Origin of the sequence: Shimia aestuarii (assembly GCF_900114635.1) — a bacterium.
Lineage (GTDB): Bacteria > Pseudomonadota > Alphaproteobacteria > Rhodobacterales > Rhodobacteraceae > Shimia > Shimia aestuarii.
In genome coordinates this window covers 154,354-166,167 of sequence record NZ_FOTQ01000008.1, presented here as the reverse complement: position 1 = coordinate 166,167, position 11,814 = coordinate 154,354, and the positions used below count along the sequence as shown (strand labels likewise).

At 62.4% G+C, this 11,814-nt stretch carries 8 protein-coding genes; 4 read left to right on the top strand and 4 right to left on the bottom strand.

The genetic code is table 11. The features are described from left to right. Nucleotides 1-18: 18 nt before the first annotated feature. Nucleotides 19-1,026 carry a TRAP transporter substrate-binding protein gene (locus BMZ35_RS17200; protein ID WP_093095512.1) on the bottom strand — a complete coding sequence of 336 codons (1,008 nt, stop codon included), beginning with the start codon at nt 1,024-1,026 and terminating at the stop codon, nt 19-21. A gap of 198 nt (nt 1,027-1,224) precedes the next feature. On the opposite strand from BMZ35_RS17200, the gene BMZ35_RS17195 reads away from it, so the two are divergent. Then, entirely contained in the window at nt 1,225-2,169 is a 945-nt protein-coding gene (locus BMZ35_RS17195; RefSeq protein ID WP_093095509.1) for a LysR family transcriptional regulator, read from the top strand. A 48-nt stretch (nt 2,170-2,217) separates the two neighbouring features. Here the strand turns inward: BMZ35_RS17195 and BMZ35_RS17190 are convergent, their stop codons facing one another. The 3 genes from BMZ35_RS17190 to BMZ35_RS17180 form a co-directional block, all read right to left on the bottom strand. Then, nucleotides 2,218-4,818 (bottom strand): AAA family ATPase, encoded by a 2,601-nt coding sequence (locus BMZ35_RS17190; RefSeq protein WP_093095505.1) that lies wholly within the window; start codon nt 4,816-4,818, stop codon nt 2,218-2,220. A 3-nt stretch (nt 4,819-4,821) separates the two neighbouring features. Then, nucleotides 4,822-5,949: a metallophosphoesterase family protein gene (locus BMZ35_RS17185; protein ID WP_093095502.1), complete on the bottom strand. Its 1,128-nt coding sequence runs from the start codon at nt 5,947-5,949 to the stop codon at nt 4,822-4,824. Between the two features lie 95 nt (nt 5,950-6,044). Continuing rightward, nucleotides 6,045-7,688: a sulfatase-like hydrolase/transferase gene (locus tag BMZ35_RS17180; RefSeq protein WP_093095585.1), complete on the bottom strand. Its 1,644-nt coding sequence runs from the start codon at nt 7,686-7,688 to the stop codon at nt 6,045-6,047. A 446-nt stretch (nt 7,689-8,134) separates the two neighbouring features. On the opposite strand from BMZ35_RS17180, the gene BMZ35_RS17175 reads away from it, so the two are divergent. From BMZ35_RS17175 to BMZ35_RS17165, 3 genes are all read left to right on the top strand, one after another. After that, nucleotides 8,135-9,733, top strand: a complete 1,599-nt coding sequence (locus tag BMZ35_RS17175; protein ID WP_093095501.1) for an arylsulfatase — start codon at nt 8,135-8,137, stop codon at nt 9,731-9,733. A gap of 97 nt (nt 9,734-9,830) precedes the next feature. After that, entirely contained in the window at nt 9,831-10,802 is a 972-nt protein-coding gene (locus BMZ35_RS17170; protein ID WP_093095498.1) for an HAD family hydrolase, read from the top strand. A gap of 15 nt (nt 10,803-10,817) precedes the next feature. After that, nucleotides 10,818-11,804, top strand: coding sequence for an AAA family ATPase (locus BMZ35_RS17165; protein ID WP_093095494.1), 987 nt, complete (start codon nt 10,818-10,820; stop codon nt 11,802-11,804). The last annotated feature ends 10 nt before the right edge of the window (nt 11,805-11,814 follow it).

Below are 11,814 nucleotides of genomic sequence, written 5' to 3'. Positions count from 1 at the left end.
GGATCAGGGTTGACGGGGTCAGCCCGAGCAGGCGGCCTTGGCCTCTTCCATCAACTGGAAAATGGCTTCGCCATCTGCGCCGTAATCTGCGGCCATGGCCGACCACCAGGGCGCCAGCTTGCCACGAATACCCGCCACCTGATCGTCGGTCAGGGTCACGATCTTGCCGCCCTGGGATGTGTGGAGCGCCCGCATTTTGTCTTCGAAGGCAAAGATCTCGTCCATGATCGCCTTGGACGCAAATGCATCGCGGGCGAACGCCCGTTTGATCGCGGCCTGGTCCTCGTCGCTCAATCGATCCATCACCCGTTGGCTCACGGCAAACATACCGGGGCCGTTCGAATAGTTGTATTCGTTCACGATCGGGAAAATCTTGCTCAGGCCGGAGGGGATGTAGAAGGTGTAGACCGTCGGGTAGACATCAATCAGACCGGTCGACGCCGAGGACGCCGCTTCGCCGGGGCTGAGCGGAACGGGGTTAGCGCCAAAGACTTTCCAGTGTTCCGTGTTGATCCTGTTGACGGAAATACCAATTTTCAGCCCCTTGAGCTGATCGACATCGGTAATTTCGCGGTCCGACATCAGGTAACCATTGCCGACTTCGGCCCATGATCCAAAATACACCCCCTTGGGCGCAAGGCGCGTGCGGATTTCGTCTGTCAGGTACTTGTCCTGAACACAGGCGCGCTGATCATTGTCGTCAAAATATCCATAAAGCTGCATCAGGCCAACTTCGGGCGCCTGCTGACCGGCGGCGCTCACGGTGAAAAGACCCATCTCGATGCGCCCGCGCGCCAACTGCGCAAGCGTGTCGTTTTCCGTACCCAATTGCGAGTTGAAATAGGGCTCGACCTTGAGCCGGCCTTCGCTTTCTTCGGAAATCGCGGCGGCCAGACGATTGACCTGCGCCCCCCACGGAGTTTTCTCGGGGGCGGCGGTGGCCAGTTTCAGAACGGTTTCGGCTTGGGCAGTTGTCGCGGCGATTGCAACGACCCCAGCGATGACGAGAGATTTGAGAATGGTCATGGTGCTCCTCCTGACGCATGTTGCGTTTTCGGTAGAAACATCAGTGTGAAATTACATTCGCGCAAATTTATTTTTTGATATATAAAATTCATGCTATGAATGCTAATGCGTTTCTGCCCAAAATCAGCCACTTGCACCCCGCCCCGGCAGTGAACCGCCGCAGTACGTTGCCCATACGAACGACGAAAAGGATGGAATTTGCAGAATCTGACGCAGCTCCACCACTTCAAGCTGGTGGCACAGGAAGGGAGTTTTGCCCGTGCGGCCGAACTCGCCCACATCACGCAACCTGCCCTGAGCAATTCGATCAGAAGCCTCGAAACCCGACTGGGAATGACCCTCTTCGAGCGGTCCGAACGCCCGGTCAGGCTGACGGCGGCAGGCCGCAACATCATTGCCCGGGTCGAGGCCATCCTGTTTCAGTCACGCAACCTCGAGCAAACGCTTGCCAACCTGAACGCGGGAACCGGAGGGCATATCCGGCTCGGTGTGCCACCGGTGTTTTCCACGGCACTTGCCGGACCCATCATCGCGGAGTGGCACAATGCCTTTCCCAACGTGACCCTGGACATGATCGTGCGCGAAACGGTCGAACTCAAACCGACGCTGCGGGATGAAATGTGCGACGTCATCGTCGGGGACATGCGCGACATGCGAAGCCATGTGGAAGACATGGACCTGGTCGAACTGTCCCCGCAGTCAGGCGGTGCCTATTGCCGACCGGGCCACCCGATCCTGACAATCCGCAATCCCCTTCCGCGCGACCTGTCCCGGTACAAACTCGCAGGTCCCCAGTTTCCTGAAGACGTTTTGCGCGACCTCGCAAAGTTCCTCGGAATCGAATGGAACGGGGCTGAACCGCTGATTGCTGTCACCAGCCACAACATTGCCGCGTTGCGTGATGCGGTCGCCGAGAGTGACCTCGTATTGCTGACAACCGCGGGGACTGTGCGTAACCAGGTTTCGCTTGGAATCCTGAAGAAAATCCCGATCGACATTGGGGTGTCCGGAGTTTGGACCGTGGCGACATTGAAGGGCAAGGTCCATCATCCCGCCGTGCCGAGGTTGATTGACAAGATCGTCGACATCAGTCGCCGTGAACACGAAAACCGGATTGCCGCCACGCGTCTTCCAAGCGCCTGACGGCGGGGATCAAGGCGGATCGTTCCCCCTGCTCGGCTGCGGAAGGCATCAGCCGGCAGCGGGAGATATTGTCAGCAGCGTGCCCCCCAGTTCTCGGAACGCGCGTTGGCGGCAGGACAGGACGATCACCTGAACGTCCTCGGCTTGCAAAGTCAGGGCATCAAACATCTGCATGATGCGATCGTCATCGGTGTAGACGATCGCATCATCGAGGATGACCGGCGCCGCGCGTCCCTCTCGCGCCAGAATACGCGCAAAGGCAAGGCGCACCAACAGCGACAGCTGTTCGCGCGTCCCGCCCGACAGCATATCGACCTCTTCTTCGATTTCGCGGCGGGTGAGCCGGGTGATCATGCCGGTTTCGGCATCTACCACCGGCGATGCGTCCGGCCAGATCAGACGCAGCAGCGGCACGAGTTCCTTGACCACGGGGGCGACATGGCGGTCACGCGCCCCTGCCCGTGCGGTTTCCAGCGCAGACAAGAGACGCTGGTTGACCTTGATGTCGAATTCGATGGCGGCCAGCGCCGCACGCGCCGACAAGAGCCGTTCCGTGGTCAGCGCCAGTTCTTCCTCGATCCCTTCCGAGCCACGTTGCCCAATGGCCGTATCCAACCGGGCCAGCTCGATTTCGAGCGCCTGCGACCGTTCCCGCGTGGTGTCGATCACCGAACGCGCGCGTTTGTCTGCGGCTTCGGCGGCGCGCAGATCCGGCGCCTCGCGCCTCAGCGCGTCCAGCTCGGCGGTGGCCCCGGCAAGCTCGGCTTGCAGCGTTTGGGCCAAGCTCCGCATCTCGTCCAAGGCCGCCGCCGCATCCGAAAAAGCCGACAACTCTGCCTGCGCGCGCGTGTGGCGCCCTTGGGCGGCAGTGAGCGCCGCTTCGCTTCGGCTCAGCGCGTCGCGCGCCTTTGACAGCGCCTGTCGCGCGGCTTCCAGAGCGATCTTGGCGCCGTTCCGGGCCTCCCGCGCCGTGACTTCCTCGGCCTCTGCTGTGACGAGATCCGGCAGATCAGGATCCGGCCCGGCGGGTTCGGGCAAACGGGCAAGTGTCGCACGCAGCGCCTCCAGCCCGTCCGGGGCCAGTGCCTTGAGATCGGCCAAAAGGTCGCGTCTTTGCGCCTCTAGTGTGACGCGACCCGTTGCGTCGGCGCGCGCGGAGGCCAATTCGGCATGCCCCGTCTCGGCCAGCGCCTTGGACAGGGCGGCTTCGGCCCTGGCGAGGCTGTCGGCGCTACCGCCTTCTCCAGGTCGGAACACGAGCTGCCCGACCCCTTCTATGTCAAAAATTGCGCGATCCGGCAGGGGGTGGGGCGTGTCCGGGGGAACGACCTGTCCGCCCCGGGTGATGCGCGCTTCCGCCCCCTTTGCATAGTGAATGGTCAGGGACGCCGCCGCCGCATCCCGGGCGCGCGTTGCAACCGAAACATCCCCGGCCAGCGCATCGAGCCGACGCAGCGCATCTGCAGACAGCAATTGCGCGATCTGCGCGTCAAGCGCCTCGATGTGATAGCGTGTCTCGTCGGCCAACTTGAGCCTCTTCTCAAGCGCGGCACGTTCGGCGCGGGCGGCTTCGGCGCCCTGGGCGCGCAAGACCTGCTGCAGGGCGGCCGATGCCGCACTGGCCGCCTTCGCCGCGCAGGTATCGGCGGCAAGGGCTGTTTCATGGCGCTGATCCGCGACTTCGTATTCTGCGCGATCCTGCGTCACCTGCGTCGTTGCGGCATCAAGCGCCGCTCTCGCCGCGCTGGCCTCGCCCAGCGCCCGGTCCAGACGGTCAATCCTGTCAGCCGCGTTGTCATGCCTGGCTTTCAGGGTGTCGACCGTGCCGGCTGCGGTCCTGATCTTGTCGGCATGGGCCCGCGCGACAGCGAGCGCCTGCGCAGCGGTGGCGGCGGCCTTTTCGTCGGCCTGGCGGATTTCGGGTGCGCTGATTTCGGCCAATTCCGCACGCGCCTTGCGACGGCGTGCCAGATCATCCTCTTGCGCGCGCACCGAAGTTTCGAGCGCGGCCTGTGCCTCTTCAAGGGTCGCGACCTCGTCGATACGTGCCTTGTAGGTGCTGTCCTTCTTGGGGCCACGCGATGTGATTTCCGCGTCCAGCGCCTTGCGCACAGCAGCGAGCGCCGCTTCCATGCGCCGCCCGCCGGTCATCGCCTCGACCTCTCCCGCGACCGAGTCCATGATGCCGCGCCGCGCGACCTGTTCGGCACCGCCCTCGGACATGTCCACAACACCCTGGCGCACCCATAAAAGCCCTGCAGGACCGCCCTGCGCCTGGGCACCGATCACCCCGGCAAGCTGGTCTTCGGCCTCGCCCGCTTGCGCGACAAGCGTTCCATTGCGATAGAGACGCGCGGCCTTTTCCGAAGCTTTGCGGCCCCAGCTTTTCTCAAGCCGCCACACATCCCCTGCGCTTTCGAAATCAACCATGACAGAGGGGCTGCCCCCGGCATTGGGCACCAACCCCTGCACCACCTTGTCAAACGAGCGGTGGCTGGCAAAGAACGCCGCATGCAGCGCGTCAAAGAAGGTGGATTTGCCGGCCTCGTTCGCGGCCGTCAACACGTTCAGCCCGCCACCAATGCCCGAGATCGCAACCGGGTCGATGAACTGTCGCACATTCTGCAGGGTAATCGTGGTGATCTTCATGGCTCAGACCTCGCGCACCAGTGACCACAGACGATTGAGCGCGGCCTGCGCCAGTTCGGCGGTCTCGGTGTCTCCACCTTCTGCCGTGGCTTCGGCAAAGAGCGCGTCCACCGCCTCGCGCAACGCGCCGGACGGGGCTATCTCGTCGATATCCCCGGCCTCGTACTCGGTCGCCAGTTCCCCCTGTTCCACCTCCAGCAGCGCAAAATCCGGGCACGCCTCGGCAATCGCGGTCTCGAGCGCCGCGCGTTCCGAAAGGCGCAGGAACCCCTGCAATCGCGGCTTGAGAAGCTGGTCGCGCCGCGCACCGCGATCGGAAGGCAAAAGCGCCTCAAAGGCGCTGGTCACGTCCTGCCCCGGCGTCAGCGATAACGTGGGAGCGCCCCAGTGAAACCGCCCCGTGACGACCTGCTCGATCCGGGGCAAGACACCGGGGGCATCGAGCGTGACCACGTGGCACGAGCCGCGCCCGGCATGGCGAAAGCGGTCGCGCTCCGGACTGCCGGAAAACTGCGCGCGCGGACCGATGGACAGGGGACCGTGCCAGTCGCCCAGCGCGAGGTAATCCAGCCGCGCGGTCTTGTCCCGGTCGGGCGGGATCGTGGCGGAACTGTCGAAATTATCGCCAAAATCCACCACGCCACCATGCGCCAGGCCAATCCGCAAGTCCTCGGGCGGGGTTGCACAATCGACCATCCACGCGGTCAGGTCGCGCCCCGGAAAGCGATGAGGCCAGGGCGACGGCAGTAGGTGCACACCGGGCGCCATGGCCACGGGCGCCGCCCTGCTAAGCACATGCACGTTATCCCCCGCCTCGTCTTGGAAACGCGCCCAGAGCTCTTCTCCACCCAAGCTGTCGTGGTTGCCCGGCAGAATCCACCAGTGCAGATCATCCGCTGCGCGCATGGCGGTCGCCGCCTGTCGGCGCACCTGCTCGGACGGACCAGTCGTGTCAAACGTATCCCCGGCCAGAAGCACATGCCCGGCGCCGTGTGCCCGCGCCACCTTGGCGAGCGTAGACAAAACCTCGTGGCGGGCCTCGATCAGCCGCCCCCGAAGGTCCTGGGGCATCCGCCCGAAGCCTTTTCCAAGATGCAGGTCGGAACTATGCAGGAAGGTGAAGGCTGTCATTGGCGGTTCAGATCCCGTTCATCAAGGCGCACTCTGGGGCACCCGTCCAAGTGGTACCCGCCCGCGCGCCCCGCCGCAACGCAGGACCCGTTGTTTCAGCCCCCGACATAGCGTTTCGGCGCCGTGCCTCGGATTTTCTCGGTCAGTTCCTCGGGCACTTCCGACCCGTCCACGAGGAACGGCAAGATGCCCTTGCGACCGGACCGGCCGCGCATGGTCTTGATGTCGTCTTCGGAGCGGGTCACGCGTTGCGACAACCGCCGCCCCCATTGGGCAAGATAGCCGTATAGGCGGTCGATCTCGGCCGCGTGCGCCGTGCCCTTGGCCAGATCGTGGAATTCCTGCGGATCTTCCTGAAGATCAAAAAGCATCGGGCGGAAGCCACCCTCGGCATGGATCAGTTTGAAGCGGCCGTCAAACACCATGAAAAGGCGCGCATCACGCGGTTCGACGCCAAGCTTTACTGCCTGCGGGGTGGCGGAATAGTCATATTCTGAAATCGCGAAGTCACGCCATTCGGGTGTCCTGCCTTCGAGCCATGGCAATAACGAGCGCCCCTCGATGATGTGATCGGGCACCCTGCCCCCGGCAAATTCGACAAAGGTCGCGGCGAGGTCGATCGACTCGACCAGCACGTCACAGGTCGTGCCGCGGGTGGCATCGGCTTCGCCGCGCGGGTCGTAAATGATCATCGGGATCTTGACCGAGGGATCGTGAAACAGGTCTTTTTCGCCCAGCCAGTGATCGCCAAGATAGTCACCGTGATCGGAGGTGAGAACGATCATCGTGCTGTCCATGCGCCCCGTGGCTTCGAGGTGATCCAGCAGCACGCCCAGTTGATCGTCGCATTGCTTGATCAACCCCATATAGGCCGGGATCACCTTCTGACGCACATCCTCACGTTGAAAGGCCTGTGCGATCTTGTTCTCCATATAGGCGCCGTAAACCGGTTGCGGGTCTTCCCGCTCGACATCGCTGCGCACCGCCTGCGGCACATGGTTTGCACCGTACATGGCGTGATAGGGCGCGGGCACGATATAGGGCCAGTGCGGCTTGATGAAGCTGACATGGGCGCACCAGCGCCCCTTGGCTTGGTCGATGAACTCGATGGCGCGTTGGGTCAGCCAGGGTGTCTCGCTGTCTTCCTCGCGAATATTGGCGGGCTTGTCGGCATTCTTGAACATCCAGCCCGAGGCGATGTCGCCATTCTCGTCAATCCCGGCATTGGCGAAATCGGACCACGGGTTTTCGGACGGATAGCCCTTGGACTTGAGATATTCGTTATAGGGCGAGCGTTTCTCGTCGTAGAACCCGTCCGGACCTTCACCCCAGAGCCCATCGTCCCGGATCCAGCTGTCAAAGCCGCATTCCGCCTGCCGTGCGCCGATTTCGCTGTCCGGGCTGAGGCCGAGACGGGCCATGCCCTCGGCATCGGCCTTCATGTGGGTCTTGCCCAGAAGCCAGCAATCCATGCCGATCCGGCGCAGGTGATCCCCGAGTGTCTGCTCGCCCACACGCAGGGGAAACCCGTTCCACTGCGCCCCGTGCGACGAGGTATAGCGCCCGGTGTAGAAACTCATGCGCGACGCGCCGCAGATCGGCGACTGGACGTAGGCGTTGGTAAAACGCACGCCCCTAGCCGCGACCCGGTCAAAGTTGGGCGTGTCCAGATGCGGGTGCCCGGCGCAGCTCAGGTAATCGAACCGTAACTGGTCATACATGATGAACAGGATGTTCATGTCCTTGTCGGACGCGCTGGCGGGGTCGGGCATGTCGGTCTCCTTGGTCTTTGGCCAGAGTGCCACAAAGCCCTCCATGATCCAGCGCAATTTTCGCCGCAAGGGCCGGCAGGTCGGCAAATTTATTAATATGTTCATTACTTTTTCGAATCAACTGTCACGGAGAACCTGCCCGGGGAACCCGGGAAGAGTTGGCTCGACAGACTTCAAAACGGCGACGACGGGCCCCGCTGAATTCGGCACACCGACCCTGACCATGCAAATAGGGTGAATCCAATCCAGTTTCGCGCCATGGTTGATTTCAAGAACTGCGCAAGCAGTTTCGAAAAGCGAAACTATCTGGAAGAGTGGTGGAAAACGATTTGTTTCCCCTGCACACTCGTAACATTCTTGTGGCGAATGACGCCACTGGACAAAACCAGTTTATGCGACGGGGAGATACGCGCATGTTATTTTCAGTAAGCCTGAGGCGACCTGTCCTCGCGGCTGCGTTTCTGATCGGGGGCATTGCCTCGGCAGCGCAGGCGCAGGACAAGCCAAATATTCTCGTGATCTGGGGCGACGATGTCGGCCAATCGAACATTTCGGCCTACACCCGTGGGCTCATGGGGTACCAGACCCCCAACATTGACCGGATTGCCGATGAAGGCATGATGTTCACCGACTATTACGGTGAACAATCCTGTACCGCGGGCCGCTCGTCTTTCATCATGGGCCAGTCGGTGTTCCGCACCGGCCTGTCCAAAGTGGGTTTGCCCGGTGCCAAGGAAGGCATGCAGGTCGAAGATCCCACCATTGCCGGCCTTCTCAAGGCCGAAGGCTATGCCACCGGACAGTTCGGCAAGAACCACCTTGGCGACCGGGACGAACACCTGCCGACCAACCACGGCTTTGACGAGTTCTTCGGCAACCTCTATCACCTCAACGCCGAGGAAGAGCCGGAGAATATCGATTATCCGAATGACGCCGTCCTGCCTGACGGATCGACCTTCCGCGAACGCTTCGGCCCGCGCGGCGTGATCAAGTCGTCGGCGGATGGCACGATCGAGGACACCGGCCCTCTGTCCAAGAAGCGCATGGAAACCGTGGATGACGAAACCGTCGCCGCCGCCATCGACTTCATCAAGCGCAACGAGGACCAGGGCAAGCCGTGGTTTGTCTGGTGGTCAGGCACCCGGATGCATTTCCGCACCCATGTTGCCGAGGATAAGTGGGCCAAGGCCAACGAGATCGTCGGCAAGCAGGTGGACGAGTACACCGCTGGCATGATCGAACACGACATGCATATCGGCGAGTTCCTTGCCCTTCTCGATGAGCTTGGCATTGCCGACAACACCATCGTTTTCTACTCGACCGACAACGGCCCGCACATGAACACGTGGCCGGATGCGGCGATGACTCCGTTCTGGGGTGAAAAGAACACCCAATGGGAAGGCGGATGGCGCGTGCCTGCCATGGTCCGCTGGCCCGGAAAGATTGCGGCCGACACCGTTTCCAACGAAATCGTGCACCACATGGACTGGCTGCCGACCTTCCTCGCCGCAGCTGGCAACGAAACCGTCAAGGAAGACCTGCTCGACGGGATTACCGTTGCCGAAGTGGGAGGCGGGCGTGACTATCGCGTGCATCTCGACGGCTACAACATCCTGCCGATGCTGACCGGTGAAACCGACAAGAGCCCGCGCCGCGAGATTTTCTATTTCACGGATGACGGCGACCTTGCAGCGCTCCGCTTCGGCGACTGGAAAATCACCTTCCTCGAACAAAAGGCTTGGGCAACACTGCGTGCCTGGATGGAACCGCTGACGCCGCTGCGCGTGCCCCTTATCACCAACCTGCGCCGCGATCCCTATGAGCGTGCGTACCGGACCTCCAACACCTACTACGACTGGATGCTGGACCGTGCTTACATGCTTGTCCCGGCGCAAGCCTACGTGGCCCAGTTCCTTGAGACCTTCAAGGAATACCCACCACGCCAGGAGGCTGCGAGCTTCAGCCTCGACAAGGTCATGGAGAAGCTGACAGCGCCCCCGGGTACGCCGTAAGCCTCGGCAGGTCGCGATTTGACGAAACCACGGAGGCGGGCGAAAGTGACTTCGCCCGCCTCTCTTTCTCATTCGACCCTTTTCAGGACCGCTTGCCATGAAACAACTGTTTTTTGCCTTGGCGCTTGTCGCAGCGCCCGCGATTGCAGATCCCCTGCCCTCGTGGAACGACACGGCGGCGAAGGCGCGGATCATCTCCTTTGTCGACAGTGTCACCGACCCGAAAAGCGACGCCTATGTCACCCCCGCCGCCCGGATCGCCACGTTTGACAATGACGGCACGCTCTGGGCCGAACAGCCGGTCTACTTCCAACTCATCTACGCAGTGGATCAAGTCGCCAAGATGGGCGCCGCCGATCCCGCGATCCTGACGTCGGACGCGCTCAAGGCAGCGGCCGCCAAGGATTACAAGGCCCTTCTCGCCACCGGTAAGGAAGGGCTGGTCGAGGTGCTGCGCGCCTCGCATGCGGATATGCCGCTGGAGCAGTTCCACGCCGATGTCGCCGCGTGGCTTGACGAGGCGCGCCACCCCACCACGGGGATGCGCTATGACGAGATGATCTATCAGCCCATGCTGGAACTGCTCACATATCTGCGCGATCAGGGTTTCAAGACCTATATCGTGTCGGGCGGCGGCATTCAGTTCATCCGCGCCTTTGCCGAGGACGCCTATGGCATCCCGCCCGAGCAAGTGATCGGCTCTTCCACGACATCGCGCTATGAAGTGATCGACGGCGTGCCCACGATCATCAAGGGAGGTGAGCTGTTCTTTGTCGACGACAAGGCGGGCAAGCCTGTCGGGATCATGCACCATATCGGACGGCGTCCGATCCTTGCCGGGGGCAATTCCGACGGGGATTTCGAGATGCTGGAATTCAGCACCGCCGGAGATGGCGCACGGCTGGGCCTGATCGTCCATCACACCGACGCAGAGCGCGAGTTTGCCTATGACCGCGAGGGACATATCGGCGTGCTGAACCGAGGTCAGGACGAGGCCGACGCGCGCGGCTGGGTGTTGATCGACATGAAAAACGACTGGGCCAAAGTGTTTCCCAAGACGGCGGAGTAAAGCAACGTGGCAGACATGACTCCTTTGCAGCAGATCGACTCCCTGCGCGCGCGGATCGGCGGATCGATTATCGGACAGCGGGACGTGATCGACCGCCTTCTGATCGGCCTGCTGGCCAATGGCAACCTTCTGATCGAAGGCTTGCCCGGCCTTGCCAAGACCCGCGCGATCAAGGCGCTGGCCAAGAACCTTGAATGCGACTTCAGCCGCATTCAGTTCACGCCCGACCTGCTGCCTGCGGACGTGACCGGCACCGAGATGTACCTGCAAACGCCTGACGGTCCGAGTTTCCAGTTTCAGCAAGGGCCGATCTTTGCCAACGTTGTGCTCGCCGACGAGATCAACCGCGCCCCGGCCAAGGTGCAGGCCGCGCTTCTGGAAGCGATGGAGGAGCGTCAGGTCACGGTAGCCGGGACGACACATAAGATGGCGCCGCTATTCATGGTGATGGCCACGCAGAACCCGATTGAACAGGAAGGCACCTATCCCCTGCCCGAGGCCCAGATGGACCGGTTCCTGATGCACGTCATGATCACTTACCCGCCGCTGGCCGACGAGGTCGAGGTGATCCGGCTGGTCCGGAGCGAGGAGCAGGCCGCGACGACAGACACGTCCAAGGCAGGCGCCGAGAAACCCGCCCCCATCCCGCAAGAGTCCGTGTTTGCTGCACGCCGCGAGATTGCCGCGATCCACACCTCGGATGCGATCGAAACCTACATGGCGACGCTGGTGCAGGCGACGCGCACGCCGGGCGATTTCTCTACCGATCTGGCGCGCTGGATCGAGGTCGGGGCCAGCCCGCGCGCCTCGCTGGCGCTCGACCGCTGTGCGCGGGCGCATGCGTGGATGAAGGGGCGCGACTATGTCGATCCCGAGGATATCCGCGCCATCGCCGGGGACGTATTCCGGCATCGCCTGACCCTGACCTATGAAGCGCAGGGCGAAGGTACCAGCGCGGATGCGGTGGTGGCCGAGATGCTGGCACAGGTGGCCCTGCCCTAAAGGAGCGTCA

What these genes read in the sequence shown, in the direction of transcription:
- BMZ35_RS17200 (WP_093095512.1), bottom strand. Translation starts at nt 1,026, where the DNA reads ATGACCATTCTCAAATCTCTCGTCATCGCTGGGGTCGTTGCAATCGCC.
- BMZ35_RS17190 (WP_093095505.1), bottom strand. Translation starts at nt 4,818, where the DNA reads ATGAAGATCACCACGATTACCCTGCAGAATGTGCGACAGTTCATCGAC.
- BMZ35_RS17185 (WP_093095502.1), bottom strand. Translation starts at nt 5,949, where the DNA reads ATGACAGCCTTCACCTTCCTGCATAGTTCCGACCTGCATCTTGGAAAA.
- BMZ35_RS17180 (WP_093095585.1), bottom strand. Translation starts at nt 7,688, where the DNA reads ATGAACATCCTGTTCATCATGTATGACCAGTTACGGTTCGATTACCTG.
- BMZ35_RS17175 (WP_093095501.1), top strand. Translation starts at nt 8,135, where the DNA reads ATGTTATTTTCAGTAAGCCTGAGGCGACCTGTCCTCGCGGCTGCGTTT.
- BMZ35_RS17170 (WP_093095498.1), top strand. Translation starts at nt 9,831, where the DNA reads ATGAAACAACTGTTTTTTGCCTTGGCGCTTGTCGCAGCGCCCGCGATT.
- BMZ35_RS17165 (WP_093095494.1), top strand. Translation starts at nt 10,818, where the DNA reads ATGACTCCTTTGCAGCAGATCGACTCCCTGCGCGCGCGGATCGGCGGA.